Source organism: Tardiphaga sp. OK245 (assembly GCF_900108575.1).
GTDB lineage: Bacteria > Pseudomonadota > Alphaproteobacteria > Rhizobiales > Xanthobacteraceae > Tardiphaga > Tardiphaga robiniae.
In genome coordinates, this window is sequence record NZ_FNWZ01000002.1 from 167,673 (window position 1) to 185,708 (window position 18,036).

Genomic DNA, 18,036 nt, shown 5'->3' on the forward strand with positions numbered 1-18,036 from the left:
GCGTGAAAACTACCTATACAACTTCTGCTACCACTTGGTGGGATCGATCATCTCCAATGCCTGCATTGTGTTGGATGATGGCATTAGATTTGATGAGGTGATCATGTTTTCTGATACGCGCGCTGATGAGAGAACTATATACCGAAGAATTTAACGTGTAGTTCCTCTATTAGAATGCTGTGTTTCTTGCGAATACCCTCGCGCGCGCATAGCACGAGTTTGGGTATCGCCAGCTTTGGAAGATAATACTCATTGGCCGCCAAGAGCGACGCCGGGATCAGAGCCGTTGGCAGCAGGGTCAAACCGATGCCCGCCTTCGCAGCCTCGATCCGTGCATGATAGTCCGGGCTGGAAAATGCGATACGATAGATCATTCCCTTGCGCTCAAGCGCCTGAATCATGACGTTATGCACGATCTGCCCCGGCCAGGTCAGCAACGGAATGGGCGCGCCAGGACTTAACGTAAAATCCCTGGATCGAACCCAAGTCAATTCATCGTCGCGTTGCGCGATGACATCGATGGCCGCATCCCCGGGCATATCGGAGATACTGAGGAACACGCCGACATCGACGTAGCCGTCGAGCATGCTTTTCGCGATCTCGGCCGAATTATCTGAATAGATGCAGACATTGCTCATCGCCGCCTTGCTCATCCCTTCCATTGCGCGTTGCGAATAGAAATTGGTCAGACCAAGCCGGATGGTCTGATCTTCGGGCGAAGCGCCACGCAGCAAGAGCAACTGGTCGTTCGCCTCCAAAATCTTCCTGGCCTGGATCAGAACGAGCTTTCCGAGTTCTGTCGTCGATGAGCCGTTGGCAGACTTCTGGAAGATACTGCCGCCGACCGCGTGCTCAATGCGCTTGATCTGCGAGCTGATGGCCGGCTGGCTCAAGCCGAGCAGCTTCGCGGCCTTGGTGATGCTGCCGGCTTCGGAGATACCGACAACCGATCGCATGATTTCGGTCGGGATGCTCGAATGCTGGTACCGCCGATGCATAATACGTTGTCCTTTGAGATCGACGTCTTCTCCACGCAACGGAATTGTCCGCTTCGAGACGTCACACCAAAGTCATCGGCCATCTACATCAATCTGGCCGAAACGTTTCTTAGGCTCGTCAAAATTGTAGACGCCACGGCATACACCTTCCTTCAAGTTGTATCGGTGTCTTTTTACACATGCCAAGTACTTTCATGTGGAGACATGTGTGATTTCTGCCATTAGCAGTCTCAAAGAGGGGACGCGGGTAGAGCGCTACCGTGATCACACGTATTTTTTTTGAGCCGCGAGATGTAAAGCATCGGGATAGCGCTTCACAGCGCTAGAACTCACCAAACGCGATTCGCGGAAAAAACTGACGTACCTCAGTGAGGTAGTTCAGCTGATTCTCAACCTAAGGTGATAAATCGCTTTAAGGTCTGATGGAGCGCGAGCGATATCCCGATGCCGGTGACGCCACCTGCAAGTTTGACCAGCGCATCCCGCACCTCGCCGTGCCGGTCCGGCGTCAGATGTTGCAGCACCTCCAGCCCGACTGCCGCCCCCCCAACGAGCGTCAGAACAAGCCAGAGATGGCGGGGATAAGCGAGACCGAACAAAAGGCCCACGAGTGCGAATGCGCCGAAGCGCTCAAGGCTGACGCCGCCAAAATGCGGCCGCAGCCCGATCGGTGATAGAGTCGCAAAAGCAATCAATGCAAGTGTAGTCCACGCGACAACAATGACGGTTTTCCGATACATCCAGCAGTCATATCCCATGCAACCGCAGGAGCGGCAATTTCTCACCTCTGACGGTTAATCGAACGCGCAGAGAACTACCACCGGCATTCCGACGCACTCCGCGGACAAAACCTCCCTCAGCGGGGGTTGCGGAGTTGCCAAGTGTCTAAACTGTCAGGTTTGATCTCGAACCGATCTTGCATCCGTGCATACATGGTTCCCGCGATGCGTGCGACCGGAAGATAGTGATCATAGTCCGTACGCAAGGTGACGGGGTCGACAACACCATCGCGAACCTGAATGCCCAGGACCTCTCCGACCAGTAGGTCGCGTTCTGCGCCAAAGTTCATCATTGTCACTTTTCGGCATTCCAGTGCCGCAGGCGCCTTCGCCAAATGCGGCACCGGCACATTGATGCCAGCCGTCATTGGGAGCTGCAGGGCATCCAGTTCACCGATGTCAGATGGAAAGCTGATCGAACAATCGACCATATCGTTGGCAAGGGCCTCATCCACCATATTGATAACAAACAACCCATTGGCGCGCACATTGCGGGTCGTGTCCTTGACCGACAGGTCGGGCCTGGCCTGCAGGCCGACCACCACCAGCGGCGGTTTCTCGGAGAACACATTGAAGAACGAAAACGGCGCGGCATTGACCACGCCGGCATCTGAGATGGTGGTAATCAACGCAATCGGTCGCGGGACAACGAGACCACAAAGCAACTTGTAGCGCTCCGGCGCGCTAAGATTGGCGAAATCAAAGTGGATCGTCATCGCAGGTTTTGCCTCTTGTGCCGCACCTTGCCGCAACGAGGCAGGAGCTTATCCGATCTTGAACAGCCGGCTCGCATTACCGAACAGGACTTTCTGACGATCAGTGTCCGATAGCTTGGCCTTGTTGACCAGCCCTACCGGATCGGGGTCCCCCATGTCGAACGGGTAGTCCGAGCCCATCATGACGCGATCGAGGCCCACCGTCTTGATCAGGTTGTCGATCAGCTCCGCAGAGAACACGCAGGTGTCAAACCAGAGCCGCTTAAGATAGGTCGACGGCGCATCTGCCGTGAGCCGGCGTACTTCCGGACGCACCTTCCAGGCGTGATCCAGTCGGGCTGCGTAGAATGGGTAGAAACCACCGCCATGAGCGATAACCACGTCGAGATCCGGATGCCGGTCTAAAATGCCGCCCATGATGAAGTGGGCGATCGCAATGGTCTCCTCGATGGGCTGGCCGACGCTGTTGACCATGAAGAAATCGCCGAGCCGCTGGCCGTGGGAGAAACCCAGGGGATGCACGAACAGCGGTATGCGCAGATTGGCAAGCCGCGCATAGAGTGGATCGAAGGCGGCATGGGACAATTCGAAGTTTTCGACGCGGGTATCGATCTGGAAGCCACGCAGGCCGAGTTGCTCGACTGCATGAACCGCCTCCTCCACCGCACGCCCGGGAAACCGCATCGGCAGCGTACCCATCCCGGCGAAATGTGCAGGATCCTGCGCCACGAGCGCGGCAATGTCTTCGTTCTGCACGCGCGACAGCGCACATTGTAAATCTTCGTCGGCCCAGTAGTTCTGTTGCGCCGGTGCCGGCGCGATCACCTGAAAGTCGACGCCCATCTTCGCCATCATCTCGCGGCGCTTGGCGATGTCGAGCATCAGGCCCGGCAGCAGCCGGCCCTGCTCCGCATCGGTCTCGCGACTCGCCGGCGACATGTCGCGGCGATAGGGATTGTCCATCGGATCGTAGTGCCCGGCCACCAGCGGCTCGACGCGCTTGCTGAGGGCATGGGTGTGCATATCGATGATGGGCATTCGGAATCTCTTTTTCCTAGTTCAGTTCGGCACTGGCGGGGACGCAATGATGCCAGTCGGTCACACCTTGATAAGCATGAGCCGCGCGCAGGATATCGGCTTCGGCATAGGGACGGCCGATCAGCTGGAAGGCGACCGGCAGGCCAGCATTGTCGAAGCCGCAGGGAACCGAGGCCCCGGGGAGACCGAGATAGTTGATGCCGCGACTGCAGTGGGCAAGTTGACCTATGATACGGGCGACCGCCTCGGGGCCGCCTTCGGTTGTCGCCTCGATCGTCGGCACCGGAATTGCGATCGCCGGCAGCAATGCCAGGTCGGCCGCTCCCATGCAGCAGGCAATCCATTGCTGCGTGATCTGCGTGCGCAGCGAGAGCGCCTCGACGTAACGTGTCGCGGGAAAGAACAGGCCGGGCTCAATCCGAGCGCGGATCTGGTCGGCATAATCCTGCGGCCGTTCGATCAGCCAACGGCGGTGAATCGTCGCCGCCTCGACGGTCATGACGAGGAGCATCAATGCGTTGACAACGGCCATATCCGGCGGTGTGGTCTCGATGATGCGGGCGCCGAGACCGCGCAACTCCGCCACCGCCTGGTCCAGTCGCACGACGATGACGGGATCCAGCAAATCGCGATAGTAGCCGCCGGGAACGGCGATGGTCATGCCGCCGATACTGGCACCGATTGCTGCCTCGTAATCGCGGTCGGCAATCACCGACAGCAACCGCGCCGCGTCGCGCGCGGTGCGCGTCAGCGGGCCGGCGCAATCCAGCGACATTGCCAACGGCATCACGCCATCGGTCGGCACCAGACCCCAGGTTGGTTTCAAACCAACCAGCCCGCACATCGCACCGGGATTGCGCAGCGAGCCGCCTGTATCGGTACCGAGAGAGCCGGTCACGAGGCGCGCGGCAACGGCGACACCGGAGCCCGACGAGGACCCGCCGGGCACATAGGCTGGGTTCCACGGATTGAGCGCATGGCCGTAATGTTCGTTGTAGCCGGTCGGGCTCAAGGCGAATTCAGCAAGTTGCAGCCGGCCGAGATCGAGCGCACCGGCAGCGTCGAGCCGATTGATGACCGTCGCAGTGACATCGGGACGAAAGTCGGCGCGAATTTTCGATCCACCGCTGGAGAGATCACCGGCGCGATAGAACAGATCCTTGTGCGCCAGCGGCACGCCATGCAGAATTGGGAGAGCCGCACCCGCAGCGCGTGACTTGTCGGCGGCTTCTGCTGCATCCAGCACGCGTTCGTCGTCGAGCCGCACCACGGCATTAAGCTTGCGGCCAATGAGATCGAGACGCTCCAGCGCGATCGTCGTCGCTTTCACCGACGAAATCTCCCCGTTGGCGATGGCGTCCGAGAGTTCGCAGAGATCGAGGGCAGCGATGGCGTTTTGCATCAGCGCTTGTCCACGGCACCAAGCCAGGCCCGATAGGCGTAAGGCGAGGAATCGAACGGCATCACGCGGATGGCTTCCGCAGCGATGCGGGCATTGATATCCGCAACCATTCCCACCATCCGCGGCGTGCGCTCGGCGGCCCCAGGCGTATTGTTCAACTCCGTAGCAATTTGGCGCAGCAGGTCTTCGCTCATGATCACCTCAATGCACGCCGAGGCGCTGGAACAGCACATCAGTCTGCTGGTTCATTTCCTGCGACGTGCCGTGATGCACGATCTGCCCGGTTTCCATAATGTAGACGCGATCGGCGACGGCCAGCGCGCTATAGAGATTCTGCTCGACCAGCAGGATCGACAACCCTTCCTTTTTAAGATCGAGAATGATGCTTTCGAGGTGCTGCACCATCACCGGCGCGAGACCTTCGGACGGCTCATCCATCAGGATCAATTCGGGATCGATCATCAGCGCACGGCCCACAGCCAGCATGCCGCGCTCACCACCAGACAACTGGCCGCCGCGGTGATAGCGGCGCTCAGCAAGCCGCGGAAAAATGCCGAATACGCGATCGAGCGTCCAGCCGTCCTTGGCGCGGGCGCTCTTCAGCATGGTCAGATGTTCGGTGACCGTCAGCGACGGAAACAGCCGGCGACCCTGCGGCACAATGGCGATCTTGCGATTGGCGATATCATGAGGACGCAGACCAACAAGGCTCTCGTCGCGCCAGGTGATCGTGCCCGAGCGCACCTGTGGCGGCGTCAGACCCATTATGGAACGAATGAAAGTGGTCTTGCCCATACCATTGCGGCCGAGCAGCGCGACGATCTCACCGGGACGCACCTCGAGCGAGGCGCCGCGCACCACGACGGCGTCGCCGTAACCGCTGTGCAGATTCTTGACCTCAAGCATGACGCGGCTTCCCGAGATAGACTTCCTGAACCTGCTTGTTGCGGCGGATGCCTTCCGGCGGCTCCTCCACCAGCACGCGGCCTTCGAACATGCAGGTGACGTAGTCGACCAGACCGAGCGCCAGATCCATGTCGTGTTCGATCAGGATCACGGTGATTGCCGGGTCGAGCGAGCGGATCACCTCGGCAATCATCGAGCGCTCCGACGGCGACAGGCCGGCCGCGGGCTCATCCAGTAGCAACATGGTCGGCGTCGTCACCAGCGCAATCGCGATTTCGAGCTGACGCTGCTCGCCATAGGACATTTCCTTGACGATGATGTCGGCGCGTTCGGCGATCCGTGCGGCATTCAGCGCGGCCGCGATACGTGTAGCCTCGCTATCGTCCGGATCGGGCGAACCGAACAGCGAAAACTTCTTCGGCTTCAATCCGCGCAGCGCCAGCATCATGTTGTCTTGCACGCTCAGCGTGGGGAACAGATTGGTGATCTGGAAGGTGCGCGAGATACCGAGCTGGGCACGCCGGTGCGGCGGCAGCCTGGACACGTCATGTCCATTGAATGTGATCTTGCCGGATGTCGGCGGATGCGCGCCGGCGATGGCATTGAACAATGTGGTCTTGCCGGCGCCATTGGGGCCGATGATGGCGCGGCGCTGGCCTCGCGGCACAATCAGGCTGACGCCATCGACCGCCCGCAAGGCATCGAAGGCCACGACCACATCTGTCAGCGTCAGGATCGGTTCGGACACGAATAATTCCCAGTGAACGAGACGCGGCGACACGGCCGCGCCTCGATGTCAGCAATATTGAATCAGGTCTTCTTGATGCCCTGGAAGGTCCGCGAGTAAGGCGGCTGCTTCAGATAGGTCGCCGGATCGTATTTCCAGAATTGCGAGACATTCGGATAGGTCTCGATCGGCACGTTCCAGTATTTGCCATCGGCGCGCTTGACGACCTTGCGAATGTAGACGTCGTAGATCGGGTTGCCGTAGTCGTCGAACTTCACGGTCTTGCCGAGCGGCGAATTGTCGAGCTCGGTCTTCAGTACCGTATCGATAAAGGTTTCGCGGTCCTCGACCTTGCCGCCCATCTTCTTCAGCGCAGCATCGATCCACATCATGCCGGAATACATCGAGAAACCGTAGAGCGACGGGATCTTGCCGTACTTCGCCTCATAATCCTTCTCGAACTTCGCCGTGGTCGGAACGTCCGAACCTTCGGCGAAATGCGCCGCTGCGATGATGCCTTCGCATTCTGGGCCCATGGTGCGGATCACCGACTGGTCGGTGCCGTTCATCGCCATCAACAGCGGCGTCTTTTCCTTCAGGCCGAATGACGCGTATTGCTGGATCAGACGAGTCGAATCAGCACCGGTTTCCATCGCGAAGATGGCATCGACCTTGAGATCGGCGAGCTGGCCGAGATAGGGGCTGAAGTCGGCGGTGTTCAGCGGATGCCAGAACTGCTGCACGATCTGCCCGCCCCCTTCGGTGAACACCTGGGCGAGACCGCCGCACTGTTCGTGGCCGAAGGTGTAATCCTGGCTGATGGTGGCGATCTTCTTGTAACCCTGCTTCAGGGCCCAATCACCGAACGGATGGGTGAAGGCGCTGGCTGAATAGCCGGCGACGCGGATTACGTTCTTGATGCGGGCGCGCTGGGTGAGATCGTCAGCCGCGATAATCGGAATGAAGTAGGGCGTTCCGGTGCCCTTGACGTAGTTGGCGACAGCAAGGCCGGTATTGGCGAGCAGGTTGCCGATCAGCATATGGCAATTGCCCTGCTCGACCAGGCGGCGCGCTTTCTGCAGAGCAGTGTCGGGATTCGACGCATCGTCCTCGATCACCAGCTCGACCTTGCGGCCGCCCATCTCGTTCTTTACCTGATCGAGATAGAACTGCACGCCCTCGACCATTTCCTTGCCGCCCGAAGCGACAACGCCGGTCAGCGGCGCCAGCAGACCGATCTTGATCGGGCCGGCCTGAGCCTGTGCGGAGCGCCACGGAGCGACGCCGACGCTCGCGGCAGCGACAGCCGCCGTCGTGTTCTTGAGAAATTGCCTGCGATCCATCTCGAAGTCCTTTCGTGAGCAACCCGATTGAAACGTAAAACCGACTTATCGCACCTTGCGCGAAGTGATCGCGCGCAGCTTGCCTATGATGCCCTCGGGGGCGAAGATCATGATGAGAACGAATGTGATGCCGAGAACCATCAGCCAGCGTTCGGTGTAGGAACTGACGATGTTCTCCAGCACGATGATCGCAGCTGCGCCGACAAAGGCGCCGAACAGTGTGCCGACACCGCCCGCGATCATCATCAACACACCCTCCACCGATTGCGCGAGCGCGACGGTCGAAGGGCTGACGAAATTGTTGAACATCGCATAGAGCCCACCGGCGATGCCGGCGAAGATGCCTGACACCGTGAAACCGATGAACAGATGCAGCGGCACATTGTAGCCGAGGCTACGCATGCGGCTTTCGCTGTCTCGGATGCCGCGCAGCGTCAGGCCGAAGGGCGAACGCACGAACCGCCACATGGCAAAAGATACAATGACGGCGCCAGCGAGCACCGCCCAATAGAACGCGCTGTGGCTCATCAGGGCCGCCGGCCGCACATCGGCGCGCATGCCGTTCTCGCCCCCGGTGACCTGCGTCCAGCGCAAGCAGACGCCCCACACGATCATGCCGAGCGCCAGCGTCAGCAGCAGGAAGTAGACGCCGGAGGTGCGCACCGCGAGCAGCGCAAATACTGAGGCCACCGCGGTGGCCGCCAGCACACCGAGCGCGAAGCCCGTCCAGGGTGACAGACCGGCCTGGCCCGTCGCGTAGACGACGACATAGGTCGAGACGCCGAAGATGGCGCCATGGCCGAGGGAAGTCCGACCGGCAAAGCCGGCGAGAATATCGATCGACATGGCGAGGACCCCGAAGATCAACACTTCGGTGGCGAGGCCGACCTGATAACTCGACAGCACCATCGGCAGGCAGGCCGCGACGATCACCACCAGCCCGGCGATGACGAACGCACGGCTGGTCATGCCGGCGAGAACTGACGTTTTGGACACGGGCTGCGTCATGTGGCACGTCCGAACAGGCCGAGCGGGCGGAATGCGAGCAACACCGCCATCGGGCCGAAGATCACGAAATAAGCGAGCTCGGGGAACATCACCTGGCCGAGCGTATTCAGAAGCCCGACCAGCAGGCTACCGACACCGACGCCGACGAGGCTGCCACGCCCACCGATGATGACGACGGCGAGACTAAAGGTGAGGATTTCCGCGTCCGCTGAGGGATAGAGCGACAGGAACGCGCCTCCCATCAGGCCGCCAAGGCCGGCCAGTGCCGAGCCGAACAGGAAGGTGAAGAGGAAGACACGGCGGATATTCACGCCGGACGCTTCGACCATCTCGGCATCGTCCACGCCGGCGCGGATCAGCGCGCCGAGCCTAGTATGATTGAGCAGCACCCACAGGCCGATGAAGACGAAGATGCCCATCCCCAGCACAAACAACCGGTAGATCGGATAGAAGGTGCCGAACACCCGCGTGCCGCCGCGCAGCATCTCCGGAATCGGCACCGTGAAACTGTCGCCGCCCCAGATCACCAGCGCGAGGTCGTTGAGGAAAAAGGCGACGCCAAGCGTCAGCAGCACCTGCCGCAGCTCGTTGCCGCGCACGAAGCGCAGCAATCCCTGATCAAGCACAAAGCCGATGGCCGCGATCGCCGCCATGGCGCCGATACCGCCGAGCACAAAGCTGCCGGTCTTCACCGCAACGCTATAGCCGATATAGCCGCCAAACAGATACAGCGCGCCATGCGCGAGATTGACGATGCGCAGCAGACCGAAGATCAGCGTGAAGCCGCTTGCCACCACGAACAGCAGCGCGGCGAAAGTCAGGCCGTTGAGGAGTTGAAAGAGACTCATGCCCTGCTGCTTGCCTGATCTATGCTTCTGGCGCTTTCGGTCCGACCGAAAGATACCAATCGAGAATCTGTTCGCCGGTCATGAAAGCCACGTCGGATTTCTTCTGGATGGTCTCGAAGATCCGGCGGAAGTGCTTCAGGCGATGCGGCGCGCCCATGATGTAGGGATGCACAACCAATGCCATGACCCGGGCCGAATTCTCGGAATCCTCGTAAATCTGCTCGAACTGGTCGATGGCCCGGTCGTAATATTCCGACGCTTTGTGATGCTGGATCAGCATCATCGCGACGTCATTGCATTCTTGCGTATAGGGCACGTTGACGATCGGTGTCGTCGTGGTCTTGAGCCATACCGGCTGATCGTCGAGTACCCAGTCGGCGACGTAGTCATAGCCTTCCTGTTTCAGTAGGTCCGGCGTTTCCCAGGTCTCGGTCAGACCCGGCCCGAGCCAACCGCGCGGCCGCTTGCCAGTGGCCTTCTCGATCACCTCGGCAGTCTTGCGGATATCCTCGCGTTCGTTCTCAACCTTCTGCATATTGCGCTGGGTGAAACCATGACCCATGAACTCCCAGTTACGCGCCTTGGCTGCCTCGACGATGGGCGGGTAAGCAGCGATCGCCGAACCATTGATCGCCAGCGCGGCCGGGAGCTTGTAGTCGTCGAACACTTTCAGCATGCGCCAGAAGCCGACGCGATTGCCGTATTCGTGCCAGGCCCAGTTCGGAACGTCTGGCGACGGCGAGCCGCCGGCCGGCGGTGTCAGCACCGTACGCGGCATCGGCTGCTTGGCGTCCCATTCCTCGACATTGACGATGATCCACACTGCCATGCGCTTGCCATTCGGCAGCTTCAGCGGTGGACGAGCGTCAATCGGCGAGTAGGAAATGCGTTCGGTCGGCAACATGATCAGGTCTCCGGCTCAACGATGGTAATGCCGAGCGACGGCAGGCCTTCGATCCGCGCGTCGATAACGTCGCCCGGAACGACGGGACCCACGCCGGCAGGCGTGCCCGTATAGATGAGATCGCCCGGCTCGAGCTTCATCTGCTTCGACAGCTGCGCCACGATCTCCGGCACGCTCCAGATCATCTGGCCGATATCGCCGCGCTGCTTCTCGACGCCGTTCACCGACAGCGTGATCGCGCAATTGTTGAAATGCCGGGCATCGCGTGCCGGCGCAATTTCGCCGCAAGGCGCGGACGCGTCGAAGCTTTTGCCCATTTCCCAAGGCAGTCGCATATCGCGGGCATCGCGCTGGCGGTCGCGACGGGTGAGGTCGATGCCAACGGCATAACCCCAGATGTGATCGAGCGCATCCTCCACCGCGATATCGCGGCCGCCGCGTCCGATCGCCAGCACCAGCTCAACCTCGAACTGGAAGTCCTCGGTGAAAGCCGGATAAGGCACGCGCGCGCCGTCCGGCACTACGCTGTCGCGCGGCTTCTGGAAGAAGAACGGCGGATCGCGCTCGTCGGCTTCCTTCATCTCGCGGATGTGGTCGAGATAGTTGCGCCCTACGCAATAGACGCGGCGTACAGGGAAAAAACCGCCCCCCACGACCGGCACGCCGGTGACGGGAATTGCTGGCAGCATCTGCTGGGACGTCACACTCACTTCGCCACCTGGGTATTGTGCCAATCGAGGATCTGGGCGCCATTCCAATGCACCACGCCTTCGAACTGGTTCACGTAGTCATAGATCGCTTCGAGATATTTGATGCGGAACGGCTGACCCGAAATATACGGATGGATCGCGATCGACATGATCTTCGGCCGCTCGGCGCTTTCAGCATAGAGGCGATCAAACTGATCCTTGGCACGGTTCAGGAGCTGCGTGCTCTCATGATGTTGCACCATCATCATCGGGATGTCGTTCATCTCCACCGTGTAAGGCAGCGTTGTAAGCGGCCCCTTCTCGGTACGAATCACCGTCGGTTCGTCGTCATAGACCCAGTCACCGATATATTTCACGCCGGCTTCGGCGAGGAATTCCGGGGTCTCCAGCGTCTGCGTAAGACCGGGCCCCAGCCAACCCACCGGGCGCTTGCCGGTGAAGTTCTCAATCACATCCATCGAGCGGTTGATCATCGCTTTCTGGTCGGCCTCCTTGTGGATGGGCCCCTGCTCATAGGCATGGCCCATGAACTCCCAGCCGGCGTCCTTCGCCTGCTGGGCCACGCGCGGATAATCCTCGCAGACACGCGCATTGATCGACAGCGTCGGCTTGATGCCGAGCTTCTTGTAGAGATCGAAGAAACGCCAGACACCGACACGCATCCCGTATTCGTGCCAGCCCCAATTGGCGACATCGGGCAGCAGCGGAATGCCGGTCGGCGCCGGCAGCACCTGGCGCGCCATCGGCTTGGCAATATCCCAGACCTCGAGATTGACGATGGTCCAGACGATCATGCGGGCGTTGCCCGGCAGTTTCAGCTTGGGACGATCGACGATGGCGGAGTAGTCGCAACGCTCGCGCGGCTGCATGGGACCGGTCATGGCTGGATGCCCTTCGAAAGTGAGAGATTGTAGGGGATCATGCGACGCGTCCTGCGCCCTTGAGGCGATCGAGCTGCATCACCGCTTCGGTATCCATCACGAAACCGAAGGCGGTGCGGATGCAGGCAAGGCCGGCGGCATGCAACTCTGGCCCGTCCATGCTGTCGACACAGTCCTCGACGACGATCACCGAATAGTCCCGCACGTTGGCAGCCGTCGTCGTCGCCAGCACGCAGGAGTTGGTATTCACGCCGGTGATCAGCAGCGTGTTGATGCCGTGCGAACGCAACACGAAATCGAGATCGGTGCCTAAGAAGCAATCGTAGCGCTTCTTGGTGTTGACGATGAAGTCGCTGGGGTCCAGCAGCTCCGGCATCACGGTGCAGCCGGGGCCGCCCATGATATTGTGCCGCATCACATTCTTGCGCGTTGCTTTTGGATCCTCGGCGCGGGTCCGCCAGAACGGATTGGCGCGGATCTCGGCCTCGTCGCGATAGGACGTGACCTGGTGGATCACGGGAATGCCGACACTACGGCACCAGTCGAACAGCCGCTTATTGGCAGCGATCACCGTCTTCGCGACATCCGGCGTGGTCGGCATGGTCGCCACCGACATGTCCAGATGACCGCGATGCAGGTCGATCGCGACAACGGCAGCCTTGATCTGATCGACACCAAAATTCATGATCACACCAGCGGGTTGAACGAAGTTTTCAGCAGAGTGCGCTGATCGATCTTGAATTTGTCGGCGAGCCAGTCGGCCAACACTTCCTGTCCAATGGTGGGATTGTCGTGCTGGCAATGTTCGGCGCCGGTCTCGTCCGGCTCAAGCACGCGCAATGTCGCATCAACACCATTGGCAATCGCATGGTCATAGGTCGAGCGCGCCGCGGTCACCGTGAGCACGTCGTGGCCGCCATGCAGCACGAGATACGGACACTTCATGTGTTCGAGATGGCCCTTCAGCGTAAAGGGCTTCATCAGCTCATGAGCTTCCTTCATGGTCTTGGCGCCAAATACCCAGCGGATATGCATCGCCAGACCGAAGTCGTCGCCCTTCTGGCCCCACATGTCATGCACCGACCAGACAGCCCCGTGCGAGATCACCGCCGCGAGGCGATGCTCGTAACAGCCGGCGCGCGCGGCGTAGTAACCGCCCATGCTGGAGCCGCAGACCGCGATGCGCGAGCTATCGACATCGGCGCGCTTTTCGAGCCAGTCGACACATTTGCCGACCGGCACTTCCGTATCGGCGCGGGTTGCAAGTCCGTGGCGGCGCAAGGTACCGCCCTGCCCGGGCAGATCGACCATCAGCACCGAGATGCCGCGCTGCAGGCAACCATGGGCCTGCATGAACCACATCTCGTCCTTGATGGAGTCGAGACCGCCCATGCAGATCAGCACCGGCAGCTTGTCTCCCGGAAATGGCGCACGGATGAAGTAGCCGCAGATCGGCTTGCCCGGCTCATAAGGGATTTCGACCACTTCGCCGGGCGGATTGAGATAGGAAATGAACTTATGCGAGCAGGCTTCCATCTTCTCGAAGGTCGGCAGCCGTCGCGGATCGGTCGGCTCGAGATGAAATTCGGCTTGGCGGTAATAATCGGCAGCCCGCAGGAAACAGTTCATCGCCGTGCGGATGTGGCCGAGCTTTTCTTCGGAAAGGCCGCGCTGCCAGTTGGCATCCGCGATCACCATCCACTCTTTATGCCAGCTTTCGAGGTCGCCCGGGATCATCCGCGAACCGGCCAGCATCACCTCGGACACGCTGCCGCCGCCCTCCTGGGTCTCACCGAGACCGCGGCGGAATTGATAGGCAAGCCAGGGATGCTCCGGCCAGTGATGCCAGCCAAACGGCTCATAGTGCGGGGTGCGATCCGCCGTGATCTCCTCGATGGCGTTTTCGCCGATCGACTTCCCTGCCGCCATGAGACGCGTACCGCCTGCTTCTTGTGAACGTGACCGCATCATTGCGGGTTCGGGTCACGAGTCAATCGGAATTACATACACTTTTTCAGATGCTCATCATTTCCGCGAATTGCCTCCCCTTTATGCGCGATATTTATGCAGTAAAATTGCGCTTTCCTGTATGCTGAGTAGCAAAGACGGATCACACTCGGATTGAATTGTATTCACTTCGCTGCGGAGCACCACCGATGCCCGACTCATCCCCCTTGCCGCCGCCTGAAGCTGGCGGCCCCGGCCGCGCCGCTAACCGGTCGCTATCGGTGACGGATCAGATCCGCGACGCCATTCTGGATGGCACGGTCAGCGCAGGCGAACGGATCAACGAAGTTCGTTTCAGCAAGACGCTGGAGGTCTCGCGGACCCCCGTCCGGGCCGCCTTGCAGGCACTGGCCGGCGAAGGGCTGCTCGACTACGCCCCCAATCGCGGCTTCACCGTCCGTGAATTCCCGCTCTCGGCCATCGTCGATGCTTATGAAATTCGCGCATCGCTGGAAGGCGTGGCCGCACGCTTCGCCGCCGAACGTGGACTGAGCGCCGAGGAGCGCGCCATCATCGAGGAAAGCCTTGTCGCCGGCGATAAACTGCTGGCGCGCGGTGAGTTTGCCGAAGGCGATCTCACCATCTATCGCGGCATCAATGGCGACTTCCACGACACCCTGCTGGGCGCCGCCCGTAACCGCATGCTGGCGGAGATGATCCGGATCTGCCACCACGTGCCGATGTCATCGAGCCGCAACATCGTCGCCTTCGAGCATCGCGACGTGCGCCGGCGTCATGATGATCACCACCGGATCTACGACGCCATTATGGCCCGCGAGCCCTGGCGCGCGGAGGTACTGATGCGCGAACACGTCTCCGGCGTGAAATCCTCACTGGTCAAATCGCTGATCGAGCGCGGCGAGCAGGCCGATATCGTCAATGGTTCGGCGGCGGGATAGGCCACCGGCGGCGTATCGACATCGTCGCGATGGCGCAGCGTCTTAACCTATCATTCACCGAAGTTCGTAACGGCGCGTTGGCGGTCCCCCCGGTACAAAACTACGCATGGGGCAAAACGACGCAAAGTCGGGGGAACGGTCTGATGGCGCTGGCGGCCTTGCTGGCTTCGCCGCGCTGCGCCGTTTCCGATTTCAAGGCGGGCCGATCCAAGGCCTCATCCTGTGCGGCTGCCTGCTGATTACCGCCATCGCCATCGGCACGGCCTACATCACCGTCCATTTCAGAGACCGCGCCATCGAGAGCAAGAAGCGCGAACTGGACAACACGGTTCTGCTGGTCGCACGACACTTCGACCAGCAGTTCGGAGACCTGCAGGGCATCCAGAACGACGTCATCACCTATATGAAGTCGGCCAACATCCAGAACAGCGCCGCCTATCAGCATCTGATGTCGGGGATCGACGTCCACCGCATGCTACGCACCAAGCTCAGCAGCCTGCCCTATGTCGGCGGCATCAACCTGTTCGATTCCGAAGGCAAGCTGCTCAACTCGTCGGAAACCTGGCCGGTGCCTGCCATCGACATTGCCGACCGTCAGCATTTCCAGACGCTGCAGGCCGACAACGGGCCCGCGGTCGTATTGGCCGAACCCGTCATCAGCAGGGTGACTGGTGCATGGACCGCCGTGTTTTCGCGCAAGCTGATCGGACGCCATGGCGAATTCATGGGCATCATCAGCCGCGGCGTCGAGCCGGTTCACTTCGAGAGCTTCTTCGCATCCCTCGCGCTCGAAAAAGACGCCAAGATCTTGATGATCCACCGCAACGGCACCGTGCTTGCTCGCTATCCGCAGAACGAGACCGTTATCGGCCAGAACCTCAGCAACAGCTCAGTCTTCAAGGACCTCTGGTCGACGGGCGGAACCTCGACGGGGCACTATATCAGCCCCATCGACGGGGAAGACGAATTGGGCTCCGCAAGGCGCCTCGCGGCGGCTCCCGTGATGATCGTCGCGACCACCAGCATGCCCGCGGCCCTGCATGACTGGCGCGAGCAGACCAAATATCAAATCATCGGCGCGACACTTGCCGCATTGGTGATCCTGGCGACGCTGTTCCTGATCGTCCGGCAGCTGAACCGCCAGCACCGCTCGGCCGAACGGATGCTGGCGCAAAAATCGACACATCTCGATACTGCAATCAACAATATGACGCAGGGACTGCTGTTGTTCGATGCCTATGGCCGGCTGGTCGTCTGCAATCAGCGCTTCATCGACATGTTCGGACTATCCGACAAGATCGTGAAGCCAGGCTGCTATTTCCGCGACCTCATCCAGCATCGCAAGGACAACGGAACCTTCATCGGCGATGTCGACGAATACTGCACGTCGTTCTTGCGAAGCGTTGCTGAAGGCCCTGTCCACGATACGCTACTGACCACGCCGGATGGTCGTTCGATCCAGATCCTCGTTCAGAGATCGGGGGACGGCGGCTGGGCCTCGACGCTCGAGGACATCACCGATCGCAAACGTTCGGAAGAGCGCATTGCCCATCTTGCGCATTACGACGCTCTGACAGATCTTCCCAATCGGGTGATGTTCCGTGAGCGCGTCGAAGCGGAAATCGCAACGCTCCACGACGGCGCGCGATTTGCGATTCTCTATATCGATATCGATGAGTTCAAGAGCGTCAATGACACGCTCGGTCATGCGATCGGCGACGAACTGCTAAAAATCGTGGCCACGCGGCTGCGCAGCTGTGTCGGTAATGCGGGCTTTGTCGCACGACTTGGCGGCGACGAATTCGCCATCGTGCATACGGGAATTGCTCGCCGCAGCGATGTCACCCATCTAGTGGTGCCGCTCTATGACGCCATCCGGCAGCCCTATGAATGCCTTGGTCACCAGATCACGACCGATGCCAGCATCGGAATCGCTGTAGCCCCCGATGACGGCTCCGATCTCGACGAATTGCTGAGACATGCCGACCTTGCAATGTATAGCGCCAAGGCCGCCGGACGGCGCACCTTTCGCTTCTTCGAGCCTGCCATGGATGAAGGCGCAAGGGCGCGGCGCGCGCTGGAGCAGGATCTGCGGAAGGCGCTCGCGGAAGACGGACTTGAGGTTCACTATCAACCCGTCGTCGATATCGCCAGCAACGAGATTACTGGTTGCGAAGCGTTGCTCCGCTGGCGGCATCCGGTTCGCGGCATGGTTTCACCGGCAGAGTTCATTCCGATCGCCGAAGAAACCGGCCTGATTACCGAACTCGGCAATTGGGTATTGCGAACGGCATGCGCTGAGGCGGCCTCCTGGCCGGCGCCGATCAAGCTCGCTGTCAATGTATCGCCGATTCAATTCACGACGCAGACCCTGGCCTTAAATGTCACTCGAGCCCTCGTGGCAGCCAACTTGCCAGCTCACCGACTCGAGCTTGAGGTCACCGAAACAGTGCTGATCCGCGATGATGAGATGGCGCTCGCGATCCTCCATCAGCTCCGCGGCATTGGTGTCGGGATTGCGCTGGACGATTTCGGGACCGGCTATTCGTCGCTCAGCTATCTGCAGCGATTCCCGTTCGACAAGGTCAAGATCGACCGCAGTTTCATCCGGGACATCGTGGCGCCCGGCGGATCGTCATCGATCGTACAGGCGGTTGTAACCATCGCGGCCGCCCGCAACATGATCACCACGGCGGAGGGCGTTGAGACAGCCGATCAACTCGACGCACTGCGTATGCTCGGCTGTACCCAGATGCAGGGTTTTCTTTTCAGTGCCGCCAAGCCGTCACGAGAGATTCGCGCCATGCTCCAGAAGCGCGAGATCGCCGTCGCCTGACATTAGCAGGCCCGAAATCATCGCGAAAATGGCC

General features: G+C 60.4%; 18 protein-coding genes. 2 read left to right on the forward strand and 16 right to left on the reverse strand.

Annotated elements, in window-relative coordinates; translation table 11 throughout:
- Nucleotides 1-134: 134 nt before the first annotated feature.
- The 16 genes from BLW80_RS07465 to BLW80_RS07540 form a co-directional block, all read right to left on the reverse strand.
- Nucleotides 135-1,037, reverse strand: coding sequence for a LysR family transcriptional regulator (locus tag BLW80_RS07465; protein ID WP_139285789.1), 903 nt, complete (start codon nt 1,035-1,037; stop codon nt 135-137).
- Nucleotides 1,038-1,387: 350 nt separating this feature from the next.
- On the reverse strand, nt 1,388-1,738 hold the full coding sequence (locus BLW80_RS07470) for a VanZ family protein (protein ID WP_093758154.1): 351 nt from the start codon (nt 1,736-1,738) through the stop codon (nt 1,388-1,390).
- 116 nt (nt 1,739-1,854) lie between these two features.
- On the reverse strand, nt 1,855-2,493 hold the full coding sequence (locus BLW80_RS07475) for a flavin reductase family protein (protein ID WP_093757493.1): 639 nt from the start codon (nt 2,491-2,493) through the stop codon (nt 1,855-1,857).
- Between the two features lie 48 nt (nt 2,494-2,541).
- Complete coding sequence (locus BLW80_RS07480; RefSeq protein WP_093757494.1) at nt 2,542-3,531, reverse strand: amidohydrolase family protein; 990 nt, start codon at nt 3,529-3,531, stop codon at nt 2,542-2,544.
- A gap of 16 nt (nt 3,532-3,547) precedes the next feature.
- The gene (locus tag BLW80_RS07485; protein WP_093757495.1) at nt 3,548-4,933 is read right to left on the reverse strand and encodes an amidase; all 1,386 of its coding nucleotides are present in this window, start codon (nt 4,931-4,933) and stop codon (nt 3,548-3,550) included.
- Complete coding sequence (locus BLW80_RS07490; RefSeq protein WP_139285790.1) at nt 4,933-5,127, reverse strand: hypothetical protein; 195 nt, start codon at nt 5,125-5,127, stop codon at nt 4,933-4,935. Before BLW80_RS07490 ends, BLW80_RS07485 begins: the two co-directional genes overlap by 1 nt.
- Before the next feature lie 7 nt (nt 5,128-5,134).
- The gene (locus BLW80_RS07495; RefSeq protein ID WP_093757497.1) at nt 5,135-5,839 is read right to left on the reverse strand and encodes an ABC transporter ATP-binding protein; all 705 of its coding nucleotides are present in this window, start codon (nt 5,837-5,839) and stop codon (nt 5,135-5,137) included.
- A complete protein-coding gene (locus BLW80_RS07500; RefSeq protein ID WP_170849606.1) occupies nt 5,832-6,587 on the reverse strand; it encodes an ABC transporter ATP-binding protein in 756 nt (251 codons plus the stop codon). Before BLW80_RS07500 ends, BLW80_RS07495 begins: the two co-directional genes overlap by 8 nt.
- A 62-nt stretch (nt 6,588-6,649) precedes the next feature.
- Complete coding sequence (locus tag BLW80_RS07505) at nt 6,650-7,909, reverse strand: ABC transporter substrate-binding protein (protein ID WP_093757499.1); 1,260 nt, start codon at nt 7,907-7,909, stop codon at nt 6,650-6,652.
- 45 nt (nt 7,910-7,954) lie between these two features.
- Complete coding sequence (locus BLW80_RS07510) at nt 7,955-8,917, reverse strand: branched-chain amino acid ABC transporter permease (RefSeq protein ID WP_093757500.1); 963 nt, start codon at nt 8,915-8,917, stop codon at nt 7,955-7,957.
- Nucleotides 8,914-9,765, reverse strand: a complete 852-nt coding sequence (locus BLW80_RS07515; RefSeq protein ID WP_068729440.1) for a branched-chain amino acid ABC transporter permease — start codon at nt 9,763-9,765, stop codon at nt 8,914-8,916. Before BLW80_RS07515 ends, BLW80_RS07510 begins: the two co-directional genes overlap by 4 nt.
- 19 nt (nt 9,766-9,784) lie before the next feature.
- The gene (locus BLW80_RS07520) at nt 9,785-10,669 is read right to left on the reverse strand and encodes a polysaccharide deacetylase family protein (RefSeq protein ID WP_093757501.1); all 885 of its coding nucleotides are present in this window, start codon (nt 10,667-10,669) and stop codon (nt 9,785-9,787) included.
- A 2-nt stretch (nt 10,670-10,671) separates the two neighbouring features.
- On the reverse strand, nt 10,672-11,379 hold the full coding sequence (locus BLW80_RS07525) for a fumarylacetoacetate hydrolase family protein (RefSeq protein WP_309942401.1): 708 nt from the start codon (nt 11,377-11,379) through the stop codon (nt 10,672-10,674).
- Entirely contained in the window at nt 11,376-12,260 is an 885-nt protein-coding gene (locus BLW80_RS07530) for a polysaccharide deacetylase family protein (protein ID WP_244499631.1), read from the reverse strand. Before BLW80_RS07530 ends, BLW80_RS07525 begins: the two co-directional genes overlap by 4 nt.
- 37 nt (nt 12,261-12,297) lie before the next feature.
- On the reverse strand, nt 12,298-12,945 hold the full coding sequence (locus BLW80_RS07535) for a cysteine hydrolase family protein (RefSeq protein WP_093757502.1): 648 nt from the start codon (nt 12,943-12,945) through the stop codon (nt 12,298-12,300).
- A 2-nt stretch (nt 12,946-12,947) separates the two neighbouring features.
- Nucleotides 12,948-14,189 (reverse strand): alpha/beta hydrolase family protein, encoded by a 1,242-nt coding sequence (locus tag BLW80_RS07540; protein WP_170849607.1) that lies wholly within the window; start codon nt 14,187-14,189, stop codon nt 12,948-12,950.
- A 227-nt stretch (nt 14,190-14,416) separates the two neighbouring features.
- Here BLW80_RS07540 and BLW80_RS07545 point away from each other — a divergent pair, with 227 nt between their 5' ends.
- A complete protein-coding gene (locus tag BLW80_RS07545) occupies nt 14,417-15,166 on the forward strand; it encodes a GntR family transcriptional regulator (protein ID WP_092150091.1) in 750 nt (249 codons plus the stop codon).
- Nucleotides 15,167-15,272: 106 nt separating this feature from the next.
- Nucleotides 15,273-18,002 carry a bifunctional diguanylate cyclase/phosphodiesterase gene (locus BLW80_RS07550; RefSeq protein WP_093757504.1) on the forward strand — a complete coding sequence of 910 codons (2,730 nt, stop codon included), beginning with the start codon at nt 15,273-15,275 and terminating at the stop codon, nt 18,000-18,002.
- The last annotated feature ends 34 nt before the right edge of the window (nt 18,003-18,036 follow it).